This is a genomic window from Paenibacillus sp. J22P143 (assembly GCF_059692035.1).
In genome coordinates, this window is sequence record NZ_JCAUAQ010000016.1 from 14,881 (window position 1) to 39,004 (window position 24,124).

Sequence of the window (24,124 nt, forward strand, 5' to 3'; positions counted from 1 at the left end):
ATTCTTACTCCATGGACCTCTACGTTACACTTACACTTGAAGGGATATGGAATGAATGTGCGTTCATACACTTAACTTTTACTAGGAGGGTCAATCTAATGATTAAGAAAAGCAAGGTCGTCATCCCCGTCATCCTCGGTCTCTCTATGATGCTAAGCGGATGCAATTTCACAACCAAAGATGACGCAGCAGCGTCACCAACACCATCGCCAGGAGCAGCTGTTGTCAACAATACCCCAGTCGATATCGAGCTATTGGGTATGAGTGCAAACGAAACAGACCTTAACATCGTTCGCGACCAACTTACCAAGAACGGTTTTAACGTCAAGCTGAACATCCAACCGGATTACGGTACGTTCAAAGCCCAACAAGATGCAGGCAACTTCGACGCTGCCCTGTCCAGCTGGACTACGGTTACTGGTAACCCCGACTATGCGGTACGTTCCCTGTTCAAAACAGGCGGCGACTACAGCATCATGTCCGATCCAGAAATCGACAAACTGATTGATCAAGCAGCAGCACAAACACCAGAGAAGTTCACAGAAACATACAAGAATTTCGAACAACAATTAGTGCTAGACAAGGCTTACATCGCACCACTTTACAACTCACTTAAATCACAAGCATTCAATCAAGATGTTCTGAAAAAAGAGTCTGTACGTCTCTCGAAGTCACGTTCCCTTCCATGGGAAGAGCTGGATTTCAAAGATACCGCTAAACGTGCGAAAGACCCGATCATTCTGCAATCCACGCTTCCTTCCTTGACGTCGCTTGATCCGATCAAAGGTAACGATGGTTCGATCAATATTATCAACACGAACATGTACGTACGTCTACTTAACTTGACAGACGACGATAAGCTAACGGCTGAAGGCTCCCTTTCGCACAACTTCGCGATTGCTGAAGGCAATTCAGACTACTACTTCTTACTGCGTGATGATATCAACTTTGCGCAAATCAAGAACAAGCTAGCTGCTGATTCTGGCGAACGCGTAGGTGCAGAAGATGTTATCTTCTCGCTAAATCGTGCTAAGAACAAAAACTCAGTGCCAAATCACCGCACATTTACGCTTCATGAACATATTAAAAACGTAGAGCTCGTGACAGACCCTGCCGTACTTGATTCCATTAAGATTTCTGGAAGCTCTGACACGATCAAAGCTGGCTTAGAAAAAGGTCTAGGCTCCAAAATCTCTTCCCTGGTATCTGATAAGACAAAAGCGAGCAATAAAGAAGGCAATTATCAAGTTGTCAAGTTGACAACGACAGAACCGTTCCCGCAAGTATTGAACTATTTGGCGCATCAATCCGCGGGTATCGTTTCCAAGAAGCAAGTCGAAAGCATTAACACGTACGATGTAACGAAATATGACGTAAATAAAGACATCGCCTACGGCGACCAAGCAACGATTACAGAGGGTGCTAAATACAACAATACGTTGGCTACAAGCGGACCTTACATTCTTTCTTACAAAAATGATTATGAAGCTGTCTTCTACAAAAACCCAGGTTACATGAAGGGTACGAAGTACGAGCCGAAAGTCGAATCCATCAAAATCCGTTTCATCAAAGATGCTGAAGCATCCCTGTCAGCGCTCAGAAGCGGTGAGATTCACTTGTACTACGGCGTGTCCGAAGTGAAATTCGATGTCGTCAAAGCGGATACCAAGCTTCAGCTTCAAACAATGCCTAGTAACGCAGTTTCTTACTTGTTGTTCAACACCAAGAACCGTGAGGTTGCCAAAAGCGCTGACTTGAGAAAAGCTGTGCTGTACGCCATCAATCAAGACGAGTTCCTTGCTTACTACAAAAACAACAAATTCAAAGCGATCTCGACATTAAGCCCGCTTGTCAAAACGGGACTAGAAATCAAAGCAGACCCTGCGAAAGTGAAGGATTTCTTGAGCAAGTATAACGCCAGCAAATCCACCAAATAGCTCAACAGCTGAACATGCGAAGAAGACTGCCTCATCGTCAATATGACGGTTGGGCAGTCTCTTTCATACAAAGCCACATGCCTAGATAGGAGCGAATGAAGATGCCAACTCCCGAACCAATCCAAGTTAAACTATCCCAATGGGATGCACTCATCCTAGAATCGCTCAAAGCCAAAGGATGGTCCCCAGACGAGCTGCTTCAGCGGGTTCAGTCTGGCGAGCTTCCAGTAGACGACAGCAAGTTCCAATTCGATTATGCGCGCTTAACCGAGCTCGCAAGCAGCGATCCTGATACGTTCGAGCAGGCCGTACGCCGCGGCTACCAGATCAAATACAATACACTTCGCGGCATCGCCAGCTGGATACTCGTCGTGTTCGGCCAGGAGCCAGAGCTGCAGCTAGAGACCGGGCACGAAGCGGTCGTTGCAAGTCTTACCGCTGAGCAGCATAAACGCCTGACTGCAGTACTCTCCTATGGCTGGGTCGTGCACGGAGAGCATACAGCTACGCCTGAAGCGAGTTCGACCTACGTCATCGAGCCTCTCGTCCGAGGGTGAAGTCATGCAATCGTTATTACTTGTTCCACGAGGATACTCATGACTTTATCTTTACAACTCTCATGGGAGCAGGTATAGTTACGCTATATAGGATTGACCCGGAGGAGCCTGCCAAAAGCGGGCTCTTTTTGTCTTTTTCAGGGGACTGAGGGGCGCAAACACATAACTCAGGTCAATTCTGGAAATCCTGAATTACAGTCATTGGGGGCGGATTTATTGGAACTACAAGCGTACTTTGCTATCGGCATCTTTTTACTTATTTATGGCATCATCATATCCGAAAAAATTCACCGCACCATTATTGCCATGATTGGCGCCGTGCTTATGGTTGTTTTTGGTATCGTTAGCCAAGAAACAGCCTTGCATCACATCGATTTCAATACACTGGGTCTCCTCATCGGGATGATGATTATCGTGGGCATTACAGCGGAGACAGGGCTTTTCAAATATATCGCTGTGAAGGCAGCGAAGCTCGCCAAGGGGCAGCCGCGAAGAATTCTAATCGCGCTCGTGATCATCACAGCGGTCTGTTCCGCCTTTTTGGATAATGTGACGACGGTACTTCTCATGGTCCCTGTCACCCTGAGTATTACGAGGCAGCTTCGCGTGAATCCATTTCCGTTCCTTTTTACACAAATCCTTGCATCCAATGTTGGTGGAACTGCCACGCTGATTGGCGATCCGCCCAATATTATGATCGGCAGCGCGGTGAAAGAGCTCACATTCATGGCATTTATCTCGAATCTGACCCCCATCGTGATCATTATCATGCTGGCTTATATCCCTTTATTCCTTGTCCTTTTCGGGAAGCAAATCAAGTCTACTCCCGAGCTGCAACAAAGCATTATGGCGATGGATGAGAAGGCCATGCTGACGGATCGTAAGCTCTTATGGAAATGCCTCATCGTGCTAGCCCTCACCATTCTAGGCTTCTTCCTGCACCAGAGCTTGCATTTGGAATCGGCTACGGTTGCGCTGAGCGGTGCATTTCTGCTACTCCTCTTGACCGGTGAGCATATGTTGGAGCCTGCTTTTGCCAGTATCGAGTGGCCTACGATCTTCTTCTTTGTCGGGCTTTTCGTGCTTGTATCTGGACTTGTAGAAACAGGTGTAATTACCCAATTAGCAGTGCATGCGATCGAATTAACAGGAGGCAACGAGTTCGCTACATCCATGCTTATTCTGTGGCTGAGCGCGATTGCATCGGCTTTTCTCGATAACATTCCTTTCGTCGCAACGATGATTCCACTGATTCAAGAAATGGGCAATATGGGCGTTAGCAACTTAGAACCGCTCTGGTGGAGTCTGGCCTTAGGTGCTTGTTTAGGAGGGAATGGTACCTTAATTGGGGCGAGCGCGAACTTAATTGTAGCCGGCTTGGCTGGCAAAGAGGGCCATCCCATCTCCTTCGTCAAATATTTGAAATATGGCTTCCCGTTGATGCTCCTGTCGATTGTGCTTTCCAGCGTGTACATTTACTTCAGGTATTTGATGTGAAAAAGGAGGAACGGCCCATGTTACAGTACACATTTGACGAGAAAATCATCGAGCTCAATGAAACGGCCAACGGACAGGATGTGGAATTCCATATTCACGTTCTCGGGGATGCGGCAATTGATCAAAGGGTGAAAGACATCCAACATGATTTCGAACATAATCATGTGCTTACGGATGTGTTGTTCTATGCCTTTCATAATCATCACTACCAATTCATTGTTCGCAAGGATTACTACGAGGCCTTTATCCTATCCCTAATGAAGCACCGACTTTTGACAAGTGTTACCTGGGTGTAGCTGATTGGACACGAAGGCGAATACGAGAGGAGGAACTAGCATGATGCACTACTGGCTCGTCTTGCTTGCCATCGCGGTAGCTATCGCGTATTTGGCTGATAAAACGAAGCAACCTTATCCAACGCTGCTCGTAATCGCTGGCTTGCTCCTGGGACTCCTTCCCATTCCAGCCATGGATAAGCTCAAAGATTACATCTCATCTGATCACGTCTTCCAAACAACGGTTATCCTTATCTTCTTGTCGGCCCTCATAGGGGATGCGGCGATTAAGCTGCATTTCCACGAGGTGAAGGAGAATAAACGTCCTATCCTCTTGCTCTCCTTGCTAGGTACGCTGATTACCTTTGTTCTTGTAGCGGTGCTCTGCTCCGTTTTCTTAGGTCTCTCTCTCCAAAAGGCACTCGTATTCGGCGCCTTGATGGCCGCTACCGATCCCGTTTCCGTGCTCAGTATATTCAAATCGCTCGGGCTCAATTCCAAGCTTTCCACGATCGTAGAGGGAGAAAGCTTAGCTAATGACGGTGTCGCCGTCGTCCTCTTCAAAATCGCGCTAGTCACTACGATGCTAAGCATGTCCAGTCTCATGGATGGCACTTTAGAGTTTGCCAAAGTTGTGCTAGGCGGCATGCTGATCGGGATTGCCGGCGGATTCCTAGCTTCTAGAATCACCTCGCGGATCGATAACTACCTCGTCGAAATCGGCCTTTCCATTGTGTTGTTCTATGGTGTGTTCGAAATAGCCGAGATGTTCCATTTATCTGGTGTGATCTCGGTCGTTTTTGCTGGGCTGTTGCTAGGCACCTACGGCAAAAACATCGGTATGTCCGACACCACACTAGAGAAAATGGACTCCTTCTGGGAGGTCATCGCCTTTATTGGTAATGCCCTTATTTTCCTCATGGTCGGCTTGGAAATATCGAACATCAACTTCACGGACAAATGGCTAGAGATCGGCGGCAGTATCGTCATCGTCCTCCTTGCCAGATTCATTGCCGTCTATGTCAGTCTTGCGATGGATCGCGACATGCCTAGAGCATGGAAGCCCATCATTGCCTGGGGCGGACTCAAGGGTTCTCTGTCGATTGCCCTCTTGCTAGGCGTGTCGCCAACATTCGAGGGGCGTGACCTGCTGCTCGCCATGACCTTCAGTAATGTGGTGTTCTCGTTGTTAGTTCAAGGGACGACATTGAGCCGGTTGGTTGCGCTTTTGAAGGTGAAGTAATTTCTATTTAATCGTCAACCGCCCATACGTTTCCTTATCACAAATCACGAACAGCCTAGCCCCCTGAGGGATCTTCTCATGAAGCCTTTTGTTAATATTCAGATGCTCGCCATCTGAGATCAGTGTGGCACCCTTTTGCAGCAAATCCTGAAATGCATCGTGGAACGTCACCCACTTGGCCTGTGTAGGAATCTCGTAAAGATCCTCGCCGCTCGGCGTACGCGTCAATAGCTGCGTAAGGATCTTCGAGCTGCCCGGGTTAAAGGCGCTGCGTACTGCGAGCTGGGAAATAGTCTCACTGCCAAAGATGAATTCATCAATGCGAATATGCTGGAAGTTGGGCAGATTGTGCTTATCACGGATCTCCACAATCGTGTACACGTGGTTATAGTTGCGTTCGACGGTCGTGGCGACAAGCAGTGTTTTACCATCGACGAAGGCGGGATCTCGAATGGTGTTCTGGAACTGCGTCACCTCATCTGCAAAGATGAAGACTGCTCTTGCCTTCGACGTATTCGCCATGTCGAGTGTCGACACGAGCTGCGGGTTGCCCAGCACATAATGCACGCGCTCATGCTGAATTGGCGATTTTTCCAGTGTATCTATAAGTACAACCTCCACCAGGGGGTCTGAGTTCAGAATTTCCTTGATCGCATTCTCTGCGTGCTGACTCCAATCAATAATGACAAAATGGTTCGTCCCCGCATATCTCAATTTCCCTTCCTCCTTCTTGCGCTGGTATACAAATAACGCATCCACCACTTTACTAATCGTAATGGAAATAAGTCCGATACCGAAGATGTAGACAACGATGCCTAAGCATTTGCCTGCGACCGTATGGGGATAAAAATCACCATAGCCGACAGTCGTAACCGTCGTCATCACCCACCATAAGCCGTTAAATCGGGTCTCGAAGGTGCTCGGCTCAAGTTCATACGCTAACAAAGAGCTACCAGCAATGAATACCGCAGCTACGCCAAAAATAAAGAGATTATTCCAGCGGATCAGACGCAATAGGAATTTCGAGAAGAAAAGCATGGTGACCTCCTTACAGGTATATCCAAGCATAGTTATTGTGCCTGCTTATTACGGTTTGGTAAGAAGATCAAGGTCCGTCCACGTGCGATGGCGACCTTGGGTCCAATTCGTAATCGTGTTGCTATACCCGTTAATCGTGTATACATCACCTTGCTTATCTTTATACAGGTAGAGATTTCCATATTCCGTATAGGACTCCTCAGGTGCACTGGACACTTTCTTTAAGTGAAAGCTTGTGTCCACCTCGTAAATGCCATCTTCAGCAGGTTGGCTGCTGTTCGTAGTCTTCGCGGATGTGGAATGGTTACCTCCAAGGATACTCTCTCCATAGGGGATACCATAGAGACGTATAATCATTTTCCCATCTGCATGAACCGGGCTATTCGATCCGCTCGTTAGACCCAAAGGAGCAATATACTGCTCATTCAGAAGTGAGTTCGCCACTCGAATATGACCATCCGGATCCATAACAGCCAGCCTACCGGGATAATTATATCTCCTAGTCGGTGTTCTTTCACTGGCAATCCAGACTGTACCGTCGGCATTTTTCTGTACAAATTGCGGTAAATAAGGGTAATCGGTTACAGCCTGCGATCGCCCATCGATAATGGAGAACAACTGAAAGCGGCTATTCGGAGGCGGCCCAATCACAGGAATAGGAAAATAAGAGTAGATGACAATCAGCTGCCTTCTTTCATCAATGGGATATAACGTCCCTTCGATGCGAAGTGTCGTATCCCCTAGTATGTGCTTCTCTTCTTCCAGAAGCTGCCCCAGCGGATATCCCTTGTAGCTCAGCTTACCGTCTTGGTTATCAATTTCAATTGGAATGCCAGCCATTCCTTTGGCTACCGGCATACCGTTCAGTTTGTCTTCCATGTCTTTCGACTGCACATCGTCTAACCAGACTGGTGTTGCTTCTAAAGTCTTTGCCACTTTCAACACCTTACTAGGCGCATCTACGGAATATCCCGCACTTATGTATAGGGAATCGTCATCATCATCCACAATTTGCGTCATCACACGATCCTGTCCACTCCAAATGGAAAGTCCCTCATCCTCACTCCACTGTAAATCCATCATCAATCGCGTGTGGGCGAATTTCCAGGTTAAGGGCAGATAGGTGACATCCCGAAACGCTAGTAAGGGATACGGCTCCTCTTCATTCTTCAGACGTTCACCCCAGATTTCTACGGGATACTGGCTGACTTGCGCTGTGTAGGCTGTATTCGTATTCTGACGAAAAGTAAGATCCTGCGCGTACGGTTGCTTCTCTAAGGCCTTGGTCATCCAATAAGGAGACGTACAACAGATTCTGTACACTTTCAGACCATCCGATTCATTCCATTCTGCGTTAAGCTCAAGCTCCTGCAACGTATCCCAATTGAGGGGAGCGTACGTAATGTCCTTATACACGATAAATGGAAAGCGACTATGACTATTATCTACAAGTTGACCGTTCACTTTGACCGGAAAATTAGCGATATGTACTTTCACGTTCCCACTATCAGCCTGAGCCATACTTGGCAACAAATAGCTACCTAATAAACAGAGGAGACCTAATAAGACACTTCTTTTCAATTCAAATTCACATCCCTCAATTTACTTTCTACTCATTTGACGCAGCCCTACGTGGAAAGTTACAAAAAAAGGATGGTAAATCTAAAACTTATGAGAAAAACTTCTATCGAAGTACTTCGAGGATGGGCGACCGCGTTTTAAATGTAGTTTTTATCGCCAATTAGAAAGATGTTTTCGGGAACCGAAAACTTATACTTTCTAATGTGGTCAAAAAAATAACCCCGAAGTCGCCTTCAAGGGTTATTTCGTCTATATAATTTGATTGGCGTTACTGCCCGCTTATGTCCTGCTTATTTCGCAGCTTTCTTCGCCCATTTGGCTTGTAGCGCGCTCTCCATCTCTGCGTAAATCTCCTCGGTTGTTTTACCATCCGTGGCGATACCTAATTTGGCTGCTTTCTTGTTCACAGCCTCGGATTTCTTCGTCTCTTTCGCTGCTTTCTTGGCCTCTTTAGCAGCTTTCAACGCTGTCTTCAGCTCCTTGTTCGTCAATCCGTCCGCGCTCACGCCAAGCTTTGCGGCTTTCTCCTGCAGCTTCACAGCAACAGCGGCTTTGATCTCCGTTTTGAGCTGCTCCGCTGTCTTACCCTCTGTGGAGATACCCAATTTTGCTGCCGCTGCATTTAAACGCTCGGTTTGTTTTGTCGTGGATGCCGTTTTCAGCTCAGCCTTAATCTCCTTATTCGTTTTACCTTCCGTCGATATGCCAAAAGCTTGCGCTTTTTCTAGTAAAAGTTGCTTCATGGGATGAAATTTACTTGTGGAAGACGCTGTTGCATCACCTTTGGCGAAAGCCGCCACCGGAACGGAACATACAATCGCACCTACCAACACGATTCCTGCTAACTTCTTCAACATGTGATCACTCCTCGATTCGTTTATGGGTTATTTCCCTCTACCCTACGAATCCTATCTTATCCCATAGTTATGTCATAAGTTTGTCATGTGAGGACATTTATGCGATAGGCAAAAAGATTTTGAAAACCGTCCCAACCCCCAGCTGGGACTCCACGCGAATCGAGCCTCCGTGCGCCTCGACAATGTGTTTACAAATCGTTAAACCCAGCCCTGCGCCAGAGCGATTGCGGCTTTCGTCCGCTTTGTAGAACCGGTCAAATAGATGCGGCAGCTTCTCCGGGGCGATACCTTGCCCATAATCCCACACCTCAATCCATCGCTCCTGCCTAATCGCCTTCACCCGAATCCCTGCTTGCGAGCCCTCCGGAATGTGGTTAATCGCATTATCTAGTAAGTTGATAAATACCTGCCTGAGTCGGTCCGCGTCAGCCCTTACGGTATACGGCCCCTCCGCATCGGTGCTGAGCTCGATCCCTTTCGCTTTTGCTTTCATCGTGAGCTGTGTCACGACGAGTCCTGTAAGTTCAGGAACATCAACCACGCCTATATGTAGCTGTACTTGTTTTTCCTCGAAAGAGGACAACTCCAGCAAATCTTCGACGAGACGATTCAATCTGAGTGTCTCCTGGAGAGAGATATCGATGAATTCCTTCGCATCCTCAGGCTCTACCACCCCGTCGGTAATCCCCTGCAGGGATGCCCGGATCGTCGTTAGCGGAGTCCGCAGCTCATGAGAAATTTCAGAGAGGAACCGCTTGCGGCCTTCTTCGACCTTTTGCAGCTTGCCGGCCATTCGGTTGAGCGAACCTGACAACGAGGCAATTTCATCTTTTCCACGCACGGGTACCCTGCCGCTAAAATCCCCGAGTGCCAGCGCTTCCGCCGTCTTACTCATCTGCTGTAGAGGCTTCACAAAATGCCGTGAAACAAAGTAAAGAAGTGCAATTGCCAGTAGCGCAACAACAAGCGCAGAGGCATAAATCGCCCGGTTAATTTCCCGGATCGTACCTTGGATGTTAACAATCGGAGTATATAAGAAAATGGCACCAACCAAGCGATTGTCCTGTAGGACAGGACGACCCACAATAAGCATTTTGACCGTGCTATTCTGCGTGAAGTTGCTCTTCACCGTCACTGGATACCCATTCAGCACCTTCTCAACCCAACCTAGTCTTGCTGGATTCTCACCAACGGCCTGGATTTTATCTAAGGTCGCTTTGGGATGCCGAATTACGGAAACTCGCACATTCGACGTTCGCTCAATGGCACTAATCTGCTTGCGGAAATCCTTCTGAGCCATCGAATTATCGAACAAATCCTTGGCCATCTCCTCGACTTGCTCCACCTTCTCCAGAAGAAGCTTCTCACTCCGCTCATACGTCTTCTGTTTCATCGTGTAGCCGATCGTGCTCGAAATCGCTAGAATCGACACCACCGTAATGGCTATATACATAAATAAGAGCTTGCGATAAAAGGAATTCAGCATGTGCCTGGCCCCTCAAATTTATAACCTACACCCCATACGGTGCGGATGCTCCAGTCTTCTTTGCGCTGCGTGAGCGCCGAAAGCTTCTCTCTTAACCGTTTGATGTAGAGATCAACGACACGGTCCTCGCCCTCGAAATCCCACCCCCAGATCTTCGTGATCAGATCCTCGCGAGTGAATACTTGATTCGGATTCCGTACGAAGAATAGCAGTAATTCGTACTCTTTCTTCGGTAACTGTACAAAATGCCCTTCAACCGTCACTTCATGCCCCTGACTGTCTATGCGCAAACTGCCGATCTCGTAGATATGCGGAGTTGGCGTCACTTGGGCTCGAAGCCCCGTCCGGCGAAGGATCGACGTTACCCGAGCGACCAGCTCATTCGGGTCAAAAGGCTTCACCAGATAGTCGTCCGCCCCCATCTGTAAACCCTCGACTCGCTCATCCACGTGGCCTCTTGCCGTCAGCATCAGAATCGGCACATCGCTCTGCGCGCGAATATTCTGACAGACCGACCAACCGTCGCGCTTCGGCAGCATAATGTCCAGCACGATGAAATCGGGCTGCAGCTCCTTGAACCTCGTGAGCGCCTGCTCCCCATCGTGCGCGGTTGCTACCTCGTAGCCGTTCTTCTCCAGATATAGCTTCGTGATTTTACATATATTCAAATCATCATCCACAACCAATACCGTTGTCACGCGCGCACACGCTCCCTAATTAAAACAATGATCTTCCTATTCTAATGGCTAATTGTGAAGAAAAAATTTATTTTTCTGCGCAACCTAGTCTAGTAGTCGTCATCTGATCCAAATACACATTTTTAATAGAATGGGGAAATCTTCCTATCGGGCATAGCTACTCTTGCATTTACTATATGTAGATAGAGACGGAAGGAGGTGAAATCAATGGCTGCTAAACTTCTTCCTACTAGAGTAGATAAAGGCCAAGGCAAAGCTTTGCATCGTATGCCCGCTTCCCTTAAACCCACACAAAGACTAACTCGCTTCACTGTCCTCTGGGTGAACACGGCAGGTGTCCCTTTCTCTACAGCTGGCTTTACTTGCGAAGCGCGTACCCTCGGTGGCACTCGTCTAGCTGTGGTTCGATTCGACAACTTTGGAACAGCCGTTTTTAGAAGCATCTTTACACCAACGACACGTACCCTTGTTATCCGTACTTTCGATGTTGACGGCAACTTGTTCCGTACACGTACGGTTCCGTCTGGGGTATCTGCATTTGCGATTATTGGTTAACTGCTAGAGAAACATGGCTGTCCTCGAAGCATGAGAGTGCTGGGGGGATAGCTTTTTTAGTTACTATATCTTTTCAAATAACGATAGTGGGTTAATCCACGGAACACCAAAATCGTCCTCAAAATCAACATATACATCGACATCACCAATCTCATTTATTTCTAATACATGGCCAGCCTGATTCATCCATCGACCAACAAACTTTGATATTTCCCCCATGCTTTCCTCCAAAACGGCTAAAGTTCTTCAGTATTGATTTGTTAGTTTTCTTTTTATTAAATTCGTGAAGTACTAGAGCAATTCTGCGGCGAAAAATGCAAATATGCATCCTTTTCCCACCAATCCCCTACGTAGCGGTGAATACCTGCGAAAATACATCTTTTTCCCATGAATACTCCGATTCTGGGAAATTCCGGCCCAAATAACTGCACATTTGCATCTTTCCTGCCGTTTTCGCGCAAAAAGCCCCACAAATCCTGCACTTTTACACTTTTGCAGGTTTTGCGGGGCTTGAAGTATGGCGCCCGTTGTCGCGAGGCTTGATATAACACGACCTCCTAGCATCCGGCTAGGAGGTCAATCCATCTATAAACGCGTTCGTTACACCACGAACGAGCTTTTCAACGAAACGATCAAGTTGAACACCAGGTGATCAGGTGTTGTGTACTTCGGATCCACGTTGAAGTAGCCGTGGCGGAAGAACTGGAATTTGTCATGCGGGTTCGCACCCTTCATGTTGTCTTCGACGAAGCCTTGCACGATTTGCATCGAGTTCGGATTTACCTTATCCAGGAAAGATGCCTCTTCTTCACCTTCCGCGTCATCCAAAATCAACGGCTCATACAAGCGGAACTCCGCTGGTACCGCGCTCTTGGCGTCCACCCAGTGGATGGTGCCTTTGACTTTGCGACCGGTGAAGCCGCTGCCGCTCTTCGTCTCCACATCATAGGTGCAATGCAACTCAACCACGTTGCCATCCGCATCCTTGATGAAGTCGTTGCACTTGATAAAGTAGGCGTTTTTCAAACGCACTTCATTACCGGGAAATAAGCGGAAATACTTAGCCGGCGGATTTTCCATGAAATCGTCTTGCTCGATGTAGATCTCGCGGGAGAACGGAATCATGCGATTGCCCATTTCCGGGTTCTCCGAATTGTTCTCCGCTTCCAGCATCTCCACTTGATCCTCTGGATAGTTGGTGATAACAACTTTGAGCGGATTCAGCACGCCCATGGTGCGCAACGCTTTCAGCTTCAAATCCTCGCGGACGAAGTGATCCAACATGCGAGTATCAACGACACTGCCTCCGCCACCTTTGGACACCCCAAGCTCACGGACAAAGTTACGAATCGATTCTGCCGTTAGACCTCTACGGCGCAGACCCGAAATCGTCGGCATACGCGGATCGTCCCAACCATCAACAACATTCTCGTCGACAAGTTGTTTCAGCTTTCTTTTGCTCGTTACGGTATTCATTAGACTAATACGAGCGAATTCATACTGCCTTGGCACATTCGGCATCTCGCACTCTCGAATGACCCAGTCGTAGAACGGGCGTTGATCCTCGAACTCACTCGAACATAACGAGTGCGTTATCCCTTCAATCGCATCTTCGAGTGGATGGGCATAGGTATACATCGGATAGATGCACCACGTATCCCCTGTGTTATGATGATGTGCATGGAGAATGCGGTAGATGACAGGGTCTCTTAAATTAATATTTGGCGATGACATATCAATTTTTGCGCGCAGCACACGCTCACCGTCTTTGAATTCACCAGCACGCATACGCTCAAATAGGGACAAATTTTCCTCTATCGTGCGTTCACGATAAGGACTGTTAGAACCGCCCTGTGTCAGCGTACCGCGAGTCTCACGTATTTCATCCGCTGATTGGTCGTCTACATAAGCCAGTCCTTTGCGAATCAAGACTAATGCTCGGTTATACATCTCTTCGAAATAGTCCGAAGCAAAGAAAAGTCCGTCCCATTTAAAACCGAGCCAAGCCACATCTGCTTTAATGGACTCCACATATTCAACATCTTCTTTGACTGGATTGGTGTCATCAAATCGAAGATTCGTCAACCCATTGAAATCATCGGCGATTTCAAAGTTCGTGCATATTGCCTTTGCATGTCCTATATGAAGGTAACCGTTCGGCTCCGGGGGAAATCGGGTCACGACCTGACTGACTTTGCCTGATTTCAAATCTTCGTTTACAATGTTCTTAATGAAATTCGATATTGCGCTTACGTTAGCTTCCGCGTTTTTCGTTTCCATATGTGCCCAGCCTTTCTCCCACGGGTTAAAGTTTTATTTTCTATCATACACTATATGGTACTCAAATATAAAGGAGCCAATGAGATGGAATCATTCGAGCATTACTTAGATCAATATGCAGAGCTTGCGATACGCGTCGGATTGAATGTACAAAAGGATCAAACCGTCGTCATCACGACGCCGATCGCCTGCGCTGATTTCGTTCGCAAGCTGACAAAGAAGGCCTATGAGGCCGGTGCCAAAGACGTTGTCGTGGACTGGGACGATGATGAAGTGAAGGCGCTCCGTCTTAAACACGCTCCGGAGGATACCCTTCGCACCTACCCGATGTGGAGAGCCGCAGGCTTGGAAGAAATGGCGAAAGAAGGAGCAGCTTTCCTTTCCATTTATGCGCCTAATTCGGATCTACTCAAGGATGTAGCCCCAGAACGCGTCGCGATGTCCAGTAAAACAGCGGCCACCGCGCGCGAAGGCTATCTTTCCTATATACGCAGCAACAAGGTTAACTGGTTGTTGGTTTCCTACCCGACAGCCGAATGGTCTGCCAAGGTATTCCCTAACCTGAGCGAATCCGAACGGATTACGCAGCTGTGGGAGCAAATTTTCAAGCTGACACGTGTAGATAAACCGGATCCAGTTAACGCTTGGAAAGAGCATATCGGCACATTAACGGCGAAGCAGAACCTGCTCAACAGCAAGAAGTTCGAGCAATTACACTTCCAAGCACCAGGCACAGACCTGTACATAGAGCTAGCACCGAAGCATCAGTGGGTTGCCGCAGGCAGCGAGTCTGAGCGGGGCATTTTCTTCGTGCCGAACATTCCGACCGAAGAAGTGTTCACAATGCCAGCTCGTAACGGAACGAACGGTACCGTTCGCAGCACCCTGCCGCTAAGCTACCAAGGTTCGTTGATCGATGGCTTTTCCCTGACCTTCAAGGATGGCCGCGTCGTCGAAGCGACAGCAGAAGTGGGGCAAGAAGTGCTGAACAACATGCTGAATATGGATGAAGGCGCTCGATATTTAGGCGAAGTGGCACTCGTGCCTTATGATTCACCGATTTCACAGTCAGGCCTCATCTACTACAACACACTCTTTGACGAAAATGCCTCCTGTCACGTCGCTCTCGGTAATTCCTACCCCTTCACCATTGAGGGTGGAACGACCATGAATGCCGAAGAGCTTGTCGCGAATGGCTATAACAAAAGCTTAATCCACGTGGATTTCATGATCGGCTCTGCGGAGATGGCGATTGACGGCATTCTTGCTGACGGTACGAGAGAGCCACTATTCCGCAATGGGAATTGGGCTTAAGGCTCCGTCGTAAGACGCTACACAACGTAAAAAGACCGCTCGCACTGGAGTTTTCTCCATGTACGAGCGGTCTTCTTCGTGTTAGTGCTAGTCTTCGTCTTCCGGGCCCGGTGCACGCATCATGCTGGTCTGCAAAGTTTGAACGACGGCCGCCTTTTTGAGTTGCCACTTGCCCTTGTGCCATTTCCATAATGAGGTGACATAGCCGAGCGTATCCGCATTGGCGATACCGGTGATACGCTGAACACCCTTCAGCTCACAGAAGCCGTCCTTATTCACATCGACTGGCGTCAGCAAGCTGTATGCATCCACATTGACGATGATCGGCTTCACAATCTTTCCTTGGTTGTACACCCCAAACTGCTCGTAAGCTTCCTTCCGATCCGAAATATCAAGAGTGAAGGATTTACCCGTTTCCTCGATTTTCATCTTCACCTTATAGTTATTCTTAAAGGTCGCTTTTACATGCAGCGGTTCGGGCATCGGAATATTGGTTGGCACGTTATTTTTGAGCGAATAAATGTAATTCGAGGTAAACCCGCCACTGCCGCCAGTATCGGAAGTCACATAAATCTGAGGCAGCATGTCGTGGATAAAATCACAAAAATCCATCTTCGGGTTATATCCGCCTTCCAGCGGAATCACAACCTGTGCCTGCCCCTGCCCTACGACGGAGATAAACAGCTTGTCATAATAGGGACTGTTCAAGTCCGACTTTAAGCCAACGAGGGAAACCGAATCTAATTTGCCATCGCCCGTGACATCAATCTCACGCGTTTGAATGAGCTGGCCCTGTCCGCCCTGAGGGGGTGTCAGTTGTGTAGGGGGTGGAGGCACCGTTTGAGCGAAGGCCTCTGCCGATCCACTGAAGGCTAAGCCACCGCTCATCATAACACTGATTGCTGCGATGTGCAGCGCGATTGTAAACCTTTTTCTAAACCGATACATCTGTCGCACTTCCCATCTTGGAATTTAATTCGGTTTATTATTTCAAATTATTCCATTGGGTATGCGAGGAAGAACTACAAACTTGGCGACTGCGATTCAAAGCATTGCCAACCGAGCGAGCCACAAGGATTTTCATCCGCATAATCGAATATTTACATACGAATACGACCATAATCAATGAGGTGCTCCTTTTGAAAATAGATCGTCTACTCGCCATCACCATGCTGCTGCTGAATCGTCGACGCATTAGCGCCAAAGAGCTTGCCGAACGTTTCGAGGTGTCCTTGCGCACCATTTATCGAGATGTGGAAGCCATTAACCAAGCTGGTATCCCAGTCATTTCCTATGCGGGGCTCAGTGGTGGTTATGAAATCATGGACCAATATCGGCTCGACCGCCAGTTTCTGTCTTTAGAAGAACTACAATCGATCATCATCGGCCTCAAAGGGATTCGCGCTTCCATCGGCGATCAAGAAATCAGCAACTTGCTGGATAAGGTTGGTGCACTAGTCACCAAATCTGAGCAACCCGCTGCGGCCAGGCTAGGTAACCAGCTTATCCTCGACATGAATCCATGGCAGAATGGCCATCACAATATCGAGCAGCTAACAGCCCTCCGCACCGCCATTAAAGAGACAAGACTCGTCACTTTTTCATATACGTCCTCTCAAAGCGAAGCGTCCATACGAACCGTCGAGCCCATGAGCATCGTGGTCAAAGGCATTGGCTGGTATTTGCATGGGTACTGCTTGCTGCGTGAGGATTTTCGGGTTTTCCGACTATCCCGTATGCATGAAGTCGACGTGCTCTTCCAAACATTCGAACGCAAACAGGAAACACTGGAACAACTTGATTATCGTTGGGGCAAAAGAGACCCCTCCACCCTAATTACGCTTGTGCTGCACGCACAACCGAATGTCAGGGCGCAGATCGAGGACTACTTCCGTCCTGAGCATGTGACCAAGCAGCCCGATGGAACATTGATGGTGAGATCAACGCAGCCTGATGAACCTTGGCTGCACGGCATGCTGCTCAGCTATGGTCCAAGCTTGCGAATTATTGAGCCTGCGCATATCGCAGCAGCAGTCAAAGAGAAGGCAGAGAAAATAGTTGCCCTCTATTCGACTCACTGACATTCTGTTGTCAGTGATGTTTGTCTATAATAAGGATATGACGTGTGCAACACACCATGAGCAATGATACATGCGGAAATACTGCCCCTGCTGACGACCTATCTACACATGAAAGCCATACCATACTTACGATGCCAGTTCTTTCTGGCGAAAAACTTTGAGGAGGACAACCCCCATGATCAAAATGATTGAAGATTTTGTAACAGAATACACCAATGAAGCGATATGCACCCAGCGCGTGCTGGATGTCCTGACAGATGCTTCACTTGCCCAGAAGATTACGCCTGAACACCGTTCACTTGGACAAATTGCTTGGCATATCGCAACAACGATCCACGAGATGCTATCTCGCACGGGGTTGACATTCACCGCACCGGAAGGGGAAGAGCTTGCTCCCGCTTCTGCGCAAACCATTGCCGATACCTACCGCTCATCCGCTGCCGCAGCCATTGAAGCCATTCAGTCGCAATGGACTGAAGCGAAGCTGACCGAGACTAGCGATATGTACGGCGATCAGTGGCCTAATGGGCTCACGCTGCGCATCCTCATCTCCCATGAAATTCACCACCGTGGTGAAATGATCGTCCTCATGCGCCAAGCTGGACTGATCGTACCAGACATTTATGGTCCTACACGGGAGTCTTGGATTGCCATGGGTATGCAGCCGTTGGTGTAAGGTTGAGTTAAGGTCGTATGGAGTAGCAATAAAAAAAGAGTTGTCTCAACAAGTATGCTTACTCTACTTGATGGACAACTCTTTTCAACTTCGTACGGCTAGTTCTGCCGCAGCTTTTTTCGCTTCCACCTGTGCACACTCCTCACTTCCTCTGATCGGAATTCTTTTCAACGCTTTTTCCACTTATTTTACCACCACATCTAGAAAAGTTGTCGGCTCCACCAATCCTGCAGGAATCCATGCGGGGATTCGCCTCATGGGCTATACTTGAGGAAAAAGGAGGCGATCCTCTATGCAAAATAAAACGGTACTTATCACCGGAGCTAACTCCGGCATGGGTCTTGCCACGACGATGGCTTTGGCTAAACAAGGCGCCAATGTCATTATGCTTTGTCGCAGCCGACAAAGAGGTGAGCAGGCGCTTGTGGAAGCGCGCCGTCAGAGCGGCTCCGCGCACATTGAGCTGATGCTGTGCGACCTCGCTTCACTTGCGAGCATTCGGGATTTTGCTGCGGCGTTTCTTGCCAAGCACGACGTGCTGGATGTGCTCGTGAACAACGCGGGTGTCGTCACCGTGAAGCGGCAGACCACAGCAGATGGCTTCGAGGCCATGATGGGTGTCAACCATCTCGGCCACTTCCTGCTGACCCAGCTTCTGCTGGAGGCTGTGATCCGCGCTCCGCAGGGGCGGATCGTCAATGTCTCTTCCGGCGCCCACAAAATTGGGCGCATCGACTTCAGGAACCCTCACCTGCAGCGAGGGTTCCGGGTTTGGAACGGATACGCCCAGTCGAAGCTGGCGAATATCCTGTTCACCCGTGAGCTCGCGAAGCGGCTCGTAGGCACTTCAGCCACGGCCAACTCGCTCCATCCAGGCGCCGTGGCCACGAACATCGGTGTCGATCGCGACACCGGGTTTGGGAAGGCCGTGCATGCGATGATGCGGCCGTTTTTCTTGACGCCGGCGCAGGGCGCGGATACGGCGGTGTTTTTGGCCACGAGCCCGGACGTAAGCACGGTCAGCGGCGAGTACTACTACAGGCGGCAGATTGCGCCTGTGTCCGCAAAAGCGAAGGACGATACGCTCGCTCGTCAGCTCTGGGCTTGGAGCGAGGAACAAGTCGTGCTAACCGACGGTGCGTAACGGGATCGAAGGGAGCTAACTCCCTTCCCCTCTCGCAAAAACTGCGGATAGCTCGCCATATATAAGGGTACGTTATAGGTAGCATTTACCTTATTTACGGAGTGTGACGACCCTTGGACTTCTTTCGTAGTCAAGAATCGCTAACCACCATGCAGTGGATTTTACGCGCCATCGTAGGCTACTTTTTCCTGCTCATCACTGCCAAAGCATTAGGCCAACGCTCGATCTCCCAGCTGCGTTTTCTCGATTTCGTGATCGCACTCATCCTAGGCAATATCATGGCTCACCCGCTCTCTGACGAGCACCTAGCCTTAAAAGGCTCCATGATCACCACCCTTGCACTCGTTGTGCTATATCTCATTACTTCTTGGCTGAGTCTAAAATGGAACTTCCTCAAGCATCTCTTTGAACCGTCACCACTTACGCTTATTCAGCACGGACAGCTTCGCATGAGCGGCCTGCGCAAAGCCAAAATCTCCGTCGATCACCTCTTCTCTGAGCTGCGCAAGCAACAAGTTGAAGATATAGAGAAGGTTGCGCTCGCTCTGTGGGAGCCCGGCGGAATGGTCTCCGTATTCCTCGAGCCGCAGCATCAAACGGTGACCACCAAAGATATGGCAATCCCCAGCGATCCCTTCTCCCTTGTGAAGCCAATCATCATACAGGGTGCCATCGATAAAAAGCTGCTCGCGCAGCAAGGGAAAGACCTGGCTTGGTTAGAAGCGCAGATTCACGCCGCACAGGCCCAATTCGAGCACGTCGTGCTTGCAACCATCGATGATCAAGATCAGGTGCGTGTGTACACGGGACTAGACACATCTCAAGACGAACAGGCGCTGTCATAAGCGTTGGTTCGTCTTTTTTGGGGCCCCCTTCCAATGAACAACCCCATTATGTTATTATGTAATTACGTAATTAAATAATTTAGATGAGGTGATTCATTTGAGTACAACACGGGATTATGGCACCGAGCTGGATGCTTTGCAGGCACAAATGAACCAACTGGGACAGCTGGTTCATCAATTACTGAAACGGGATGGGCAGGAACATCCCCTTATTTTCTCACACAACAAAGAGACCCACGCTTCAAATGAGCTAGGTCGTTTATTTTATTCGGGGCAGTATCGAGGAGAGCAGGCAAGCTACCGCTGGGAGCCGCAGGACAAACAAGTCAGTCAGTTGCTTCAACTGGACAGCGATAAATCGGCCAAAGTACTAGGTGCGCTTGCACATAAGCAGCGTTTGGATATTTTGCGATTAGTGTTACAAGAACCGCTTACGGGGCCTGAGCTTGTGGAACGCTTGAATATGGGCACGACAGGACAGCTTTATCATCATTTGAAAGCATTAGTTGGCGCAGATTTGCTTGTGCAAGAAGAGCGAGGCGGAACATATGCAATCCCGGGGCATCGCGTACTCCCTCTTTTATTACTGCTGGCAGCCGCTTCCGATCTAATGGATACAACGGATTACATCGCGATGACGGAGGTACGGACGAATGCTCCTGCCTACTTAGGCGACACCAATGAGGCCTACAACTCGCACCTACTACTCTGGGCTGTCGTAGAGAACTGCCTTATGGAGCATCAGCATGGCACGTGTACGGAGGTTAGTCTTATTTGGCATGAGGATGGCAGTATGACGGTTTCGGATAATGGCCGAGGCATCCCTGTTCTGGCATTGCACGGTGAAGAAATACCGCGCGTCCAGTCTATTCTGACGGATATGAGCCACCTGCGCGGAAGTGCCCAGTTCTTCGCTCCAGGCAGTGAAAAAGGCATTAGCATGCCAGTCGTCAACGCGCTTTCCAGCAAGCTTTCTGTCACGATCAAGCGGGATGGGTGCATTTTTCAGCAACACTATAAGCATGGCATTCCTCAGAGTGAGGTCCAAACGGTAGGTTTGACGAAGGAAACGGGGACCAGTGTGACTTTTTTGCCGGATCACGCTATTTTCAGCCAGTCGTTTGACTTCATCCTACTTCAACAACAAGCCGCCGAGCTTGCAGCCTCCTATCCCAACTTAAGACTGATCGTGTGGAGCGATTCCCAATAATTTTTCCTATAATCTTAAAAATGACCCCGGCCCTAGCTAAGGCAGCGCGACCCCCTGAGTTGGGATCCGTCATCCTTTGCTATGTGCCGGGGTCATTATGAATGCTCACATAAACCGCTTTTCTACTTTTTTGCTAATAACCAATGAAATACCGATGAATAAGACCACATAAATAAGCTGGTACGGATTATTCACGAACCGCTTTAGATCATAGCCAATAAAACTAACGGACATGACCATCACCGCTTTCCCCGCCGCAACTGCCAGAAGGAATGAGCGAAACCGCATCTGGACGAGCCCAGCAGCCATATTGATAACCACGAAGGGGCCAAGAGGGAATAAGCTAAGAATGAAAACATAATTAAACGCATGGCGTCGCGCCCAATTCAGGCTTTTGTGAACCTTCGGTTTCTGCGACCAGCGCACGAGGTAAGGGTGGCCTGCCACCTTTTTAACAATCGCAAACGTCACCAAGCAACCGCACACAATTCCGATCCACGAGTAAAGAAAGCCGAGCCACAGCCCATACACAGCTGCGTTCACGCTAATGATCACCAATGTTGGGAGCGGTGGAATGAAGGATTTCATAAAAGGAAGCAGCAGCCCTGGCAACGGACCGAATGAACGGTACTTGTCCAAAAGCAGCATTAGATTCTCTTCGGTAAGATAGGATAAGAGCTCTTTGATATCCATATGCGTGTGAAAAGCCTACTGAACTCAGCCTTTCCTCTCCTCTCGTTCATATGGCACGATTATAGCATGACGCCCTAGGCCCGCGCACGGTTATGCACAAAACAAGCTGACACCGGATGCATCCAGTATCAGCTTGGCTTACGAACTTATTTCATTTGAACTTATCTGGGAACTGCTTGATAATCCCGACCGATAACATATCGGCATACATCATCATATGATCCTCACCCTTGTCGTAGGCAAGGATATCGGCTTTCCAATCCTTTTTCAGCCGTGCAGTAGCTTGATCGGTGACGAACTGCAAGTGGGCATAGAGCATGTCCCTCTGTTCTTTCTCCGACCAATGCGGGTTTGCGGTGCTTAGAAATTTGGCGATATCATCCGCATTCCGGTACCACTCTTTGTTGAATTTGGCTAGTTCGGCTTGATTGCCGCTTTTGGCCGCGTCTACGACCCCTCCAGCCAAGAGAATGTGCTCCCTCAGCAGTTCAGCCAGCTTATTACCCGCCGCATCTCCATAAAATGGTTTGATAGCATCACCGATGTCCTGCTGATTCTTCAGCAGCCTTGCCAATACATCCTTCTGATCCTCTAGCCCTGCAATCGCACTAATCAAGTAGCTCCTCGTCCAGCCCACATGGTCAACCCAAAGTCTCCTCATGTCTTGAATCAGCTTCACCTGCGATGAGGACCAGCAGGACGATGAACCAGGCTCTTTCCCGGCTGCATGTGCGCCAATTGGCATGAAAGTGAAGGAGAGAACCATCGTTACGAGCAGCGTTATTAATCGGAACCTTCGTTTCATGAAAACATTCTCCTCTGCAAGCAATTCTCGAACATGGTTTATTTTGAGCAAAATTAGCTAATTTATGCCCTTTCCCTTCGGTCCTCGGTAGGTCCAGCAGGAGTTTGGCAGCGCTTCACGAAAATCAACATGTGAACTGTCAAACATTCTAGGGTAACAGGGAGAGGACGTATTTCCGTGAAAATTACGAAATTAGAACTGTTTAAAGTGCCGCCAAGATGGTTGTTTTTGAAAATAGAAACGGACGAAGGGATCACAGGTTGGGGAGAACCTGTCGTAGAGGGAAAAGCGGATACGGTAGCAGCCGCCGTGATGGAAATGAGCGATCACATCATCGGGAAGGATCCGATGCGAATCGAAGATATGTTTCAGGTGTTGTACCGTGGCGGGTTTTATCGTGGAGGGCCTATTCTTTCGAGTGCAATTTCTGGCATCGAACAAGCACTCTGGGACATTAAGGGCAAGTTCTACAACGCTCCTGTTTATGATTTATTAGGGGGAGCTTGTCGCGATCGCACACGTGTCTATTCCTGGATTGGCGGCGACCGCCCGAGTGACGTAGGTGAATCGGCTAGGTTGCAAGTTAAAGCCGGCTTCACCGCGGTGAAAATGAACGCTACAGAAGAAATGCATTACATTGATTCGATTAGCAAAGTAGATGAAGCCATTGCCCGCATTGCGGCCGTCCGCGAAGCCGTTGGCAAAGACGTGGGAATCGGCATCGACTTCCACGGTCGTGTTCATAAATCGATGGCTAAAATTATGGTGAAGGAGCTTGAGCCCTACCGCCCGATGTTCATTGAAGAGCCTGTTTTGCCTGAAAATAATGAGGCATTGAAGGAAATCGCTCGCTATACCTCATGCCCCATTGCCACGGGAGAGCGCATGTATACGCGTTGGGGCTTTAAAGAGCTACTGGCGCAGGGCATCGTAGATATCATTCAACCTGATCTTTCACATGCCGGCGGGATATTGGAAACCCGAAAAATTGCCGCCATGGCCGAAGCGTATGACATTGCCATTGCACCGCATTGTCCGCTTGGTCCCATTGCACTTGCCTCCTGTCTGCAACTGGATATCTGCTCGCCTAATGCGTTCATTCAGGAGCAAAGCTTGGGCATTCACTATAATCAAGGCAGCGATCTACTGGATTATTTGAAAGATCCGACTGTGTTTCAATATGAAGCCGGCTTCGTGAAGAATTTAACGGCTCCGGGTCTAGGGATTGAAATCAATGAAGAGAAGGTCCGTGAAATGGCGGCCATCGGGCATAATTGGAAGAATCCAATTTGGCGTCAAGAGGACGGAACTGTGGCGGAGTGGTAGGATAATTGAAATGAATAAAGACCGCA

23 protein-coding genes are annotated in these 24,124 nt (G+C 48.8%); 13 read left to right on the forward strand and 10 right to left on the reverse strand.

Translation table 11 applies throughout. The annotated features are described in order from the left end of the window. Positions 1 to 98: 98 nt before the first annotated feature. The 5 genes from AC58PQ_RS19755 (at position 99) to AC58PQ_RS19775 (ending at position 5,509) form a co-directional block, all read left to right on the forward strand. Complete coding sequence (locus tag AC58PQ_RS19755; RefSeq protein WP_497244486.1) at positions 99 to 1,937, forward strand: ABC transporter substrate-binding protein; 1,839 nt, start codon at positions 99 to 101, stop codon at positions 1,935 to 1,937. 101 nt (positions 1,938 to 2,038) lie between these two features. After that, complete coding sequence (locus AC58PQ_RS19760) at positions 2,039 to 2,494, forward strand: hypothetical protein (protein WP_497244488.1); 456 nt, start codon at positions 2,039 to 2,041, stop codon at positions 2,492 to 2,494. A 216-nt stretch (positions 2,495 to 2,710) separates the two neighbouring features. Then, a complete protein-coding gene (locus tag AC58PQ_RS19765) occupies positions 2,711 to 3,991 on the forward strand; it encodes an ArsB/NhaD family transporter (RefSeq protein ID WP_497244490.1) in 1,281 nt (426 codons plus the stop codon). Between the two features lie 17 nt (positions 3,992 to 4,008). Further along, the gene (locus tag AC58PQ_RS19770) at positions 4,009 to 4,287 is read left to right on the forward strand and encodes a hypothetical protein (RefSeq protein ID WP_497244492.1); all 279 of its coding nucleotides are present in this window, start codon (positions 4,009 to 4,011) and stop codon (positions 4,285 to 4,287) included. Between the two features lie 40 nt (positions 4,288 to 4,327). Continuing rightward, on the forward strand, positions 4,328 to 5,509 hold the full coding sequence (locus AC58PQ_RS19775) for a cation:proton antiporter (RefSeq protein ID WP_497244494.1): 1,182 nt from the start codon (positions 4,328 to 4,330) through the stop codon (positions 5,507 to 5,509). 3 nt (positions 5,510 to 5,512) lie between these two features. Here AC58PQ_RS19775 and AC58PQ_RS19780 read toward each other — a convergent pair whose 3' ends face one another. The 5 genes from AC58PQ_RS19780 to AC58PQ_RS19800 form a co-directional block, all read right to left on the reverse strand. Continuing rightward, positions 5,513 to 6,547, reverse strand: coding sequence for a potassium channel family protein (locus AC58PQ_RS19780; protein WP_497244496.1), 1,035 nt, complete (start codon positions 6,545 to 6,547; stop codon positions 5,513 to 5,515). A 48-nt stretch (positions 6,548 to 6,595) separates the two neighbouring features. Next, positions 6,596 to 8,128, reverse strand: coding sequence for a hypothetical protein (locus AC58PQ_RS19785; RefSeq protein WP_497244498.1), 1,533 nt, complete (start codon positions 8,126 to 8,128; stop codon positions 6,596 to 6,598). A gap of 290 nt (positions 8,129 to 8,418) precedes the next feature. After that, positions 8,419 to 8,985, reverse strand: coding sequence for a hypothetical protein (locus tag AC58PQ_RS19790; protein ID WP_497244500.1), 567 nt, complete (start codon positions 8,983 to 8,985; stop codon positions 8,419 to 8,421). Positions 8,986 to 9,082: 97 nt separating this feature from the next. Further along, entirely contained in the window at positions 9,083 to 10,471 is a 1,389-nt protein-coding gene (locus tag AC58PQ_RS19795; RefSeq protein ID WP_497244502.1) for a sensor histidine kinase, read from the reverse strand. Then, positions 10,465 to 11,169, reverse strand: a complete 705-nt coding sequence (locus AC58PQ_RS19800; protein WP_497244505.1) for a response regulator transcription factor — start codon at positions 11,167 to 11,169, stop codon at positions 10,465 to 10,467. Before AC58PQ_RS19800 ends, AC58PQ_RS19795 begins: the two co-directional genes overlap by 7 nt. A 207-nt stretch (positions 11,170 to 11,376) precedes the next feature. Here AC58PQ_RS19800 and AC58PQ_RS19805 point away from each other — a divergent pair, with 207 nt between their 5' ends. Continuing rightward, positions 11,377 to 11,724: a hypothetical protein gene (locus tag AC58PQ_RS19805; protein ID WP_497244507.1), complete on the forward strand. Its 348-nt coding sequence runs from the start codon at positions 11,377 to 11,379 to the stop codon at positions 11,722 to 11,724. 63 nt (positions 11,725 to 11,787) lie between these two features. Here the strand turns inward: AC58PQ_RS19805 and AC58PQ_RS19810 are convergent, their stop codons facing one another. Continuing rightward, positions 11,788 to 11,943 (reverse strand): hypothetical protein, encoded by a 156-nt coding sequence (locus AC58PQ_RS19810; protein WP_497244509.1) that lies wholly within the window; start codon positions 11,941 to 11,943, stop codon positions 11,788 to 11,790. Between the two features lie 381 nt (positions 11,944 to 12,324). Next, positions 12,325 to 14,004 (reverse strand): glutamine--tRNA ligase/YqeY domain fusion protein, encoded by a 1,680-nt coding sequence (locus AC58PQ_RS19815; RefSeq protein ID WP_497244511.1) that lies wholly within the window; start codon positions 14,002 to 14,004, stop codon positions 12,325 to 12,327. An 84-nt stretch (positions 14,005 to 14,088) separates the two neighbouring features. On the opposite strand from AC58PQ_RS19815, the gene AC58PQ_RS19820 reads away from it, so the two are divergent. After that, positions 14,089 to 15,318 carry an aminopeptidase gene (locus AC58PQ_RS19820; RefSeq protein ID WP_497244513.1) on the forward strand — a complete coding sequence of 410 codons (1,230 nt, stop codon included), beginning with the start codon at positions 14,089 to 14,091 and terminating at the stop codon, positions 15,316 to 15,318. 87 nt (positions 15,319 to 15,405) lie between these two features. On the opposite strand, the gene AC58PQ_RS19825 is transcribed toward AC58PQ_RS19820, so the two are convergent. Continuing rightward, positions 15,406 to 16,266: a YybI family spore inner coat protein gene (locus AC58PQ_RS19825; protein WP_497244515.1), complete on the reverse strand. Its 861-nt coding sequence runs from the start codon at positions 16,264 to 16,266 to the stop codon at positions 15,406 to 15,408. Positions 16,267 to 16,457: 191 nt separating this feature from the next. Here AC58PQ_RS19825 and AC58PQ_RS19830 point away from each other — a divergent pair, with 191 nt between their 5' ends. From AC58PQ_RS19830 to AC58PQ_RS19850, 5 genes are all read left to right on the forward strand, one after another. Then, entirely contained in the window at positions 16,458 to 17,399 is a 942-nt protein-coding gene (locus tag AC58PQ_RS19830; protein ID WP_497244517.1) for a helix-turn-helix transcriptional regulator, read from the forward strand. A 175-nt stretch (positions 17,400 to 17,574) separates the two neighbouring features. Then, a complete protein-coding gene (locus AC58PQ_RS19835) occupies positions 17,575 to 18,075 on the forward strand; it encodes a DinB family protein (protein ID WP_497244519.1) in 501 nt (166 codons plus the stop codon). 292 nt (positions 18,076 to 18,367) lie between these two features. Then, entirely contained in the window at positions 18,368 to 19,219 is an 852-nt protein-coding gene (locus tag AC58PQ_RS19840) for an SDR family oxidoreductase (RefSeq protein WP_497244521.1), read from the forward strand. A 113-nt stretch (positions 19,220 to 19,332) separates the two neighbouring features. Continuing rightward, complete coding sequence (locus tag AC58PQ_RS19845; protein WP_497244523.1) at positions 19,333 to 20,064, forward strand: DUF421 domain-containing protein; 732 nt, start codon at positions 19,333 to 19,335, stop codon at positions 20,062 to 20,064. Between the two features lie 97 nt (positions 20,065 to 20,161). Then, the gene (locus AC58PQ_RS19850) at positions 20,162 to 21,274 is read left to right on the forward strand and encodes an ArsR family transcriptional regulator (RefSeq protein ID WP_497244525.1); all 1,113 of its coding nucleotides are present in this window, start codon (positions 20,162 to 20,164) and stop codon (positions 21,272 to 21,274) included. 105 nt (positions 21,275 to 21,379) lie between these two features. Here the strand turns inward: AC58PQ_RS19850 and AC58PQ_RS19855 are convergent, their stop codons facing one another. Both AC58PQ_RS19855 and AC58PQ_RS19860 read right to left on the reverse strand, forming a co-directional pair. After that, complete coding sequence (locus tag AC58PQ_RS19855; RefSeq protein WP_497244527.1) at positions 21,380 to 21,967, reverse strand: TVP38/TMEM64 family protein; 588 nt, start codon at positions 21,965 to 21,967, stop codon at positions 21,380 to 21,382. Positions 21,968 to 22,118: 151 nt separating this feature from the next. After that, positions 22,119 to 22,772: a glycosyltransferase gene (locus AC58PQ_RS19860; RefSeq protein ID WP_497244529.1), complete on the reverse strand. Its 654-nt coding sequence runs from the start codon at positions 22,770 to 22,772 to the stop codon at positions 22,119 to 22,121. A 177-nt stretch (positions 22,773 to 22,949) separates the two neighbouring features. Between AC58PQ_RS19860 and dgoD the strand changes: the two genes are divergently transcribed. Next, positions 22,950 to 24,098: a galactonate dehydratase gene (gene dgoD, locus AC58PQ_RS19865; protein ID WP_497244531.1), complete on the forward strand. Its 1,149-nt coding sequence runs from the start codon at positions 22,950 to 22,952 to the stop codon at positions 24,096 to 24,098. Positions 24,099 to 24,124: the final 26 nt, after the last annotated feature.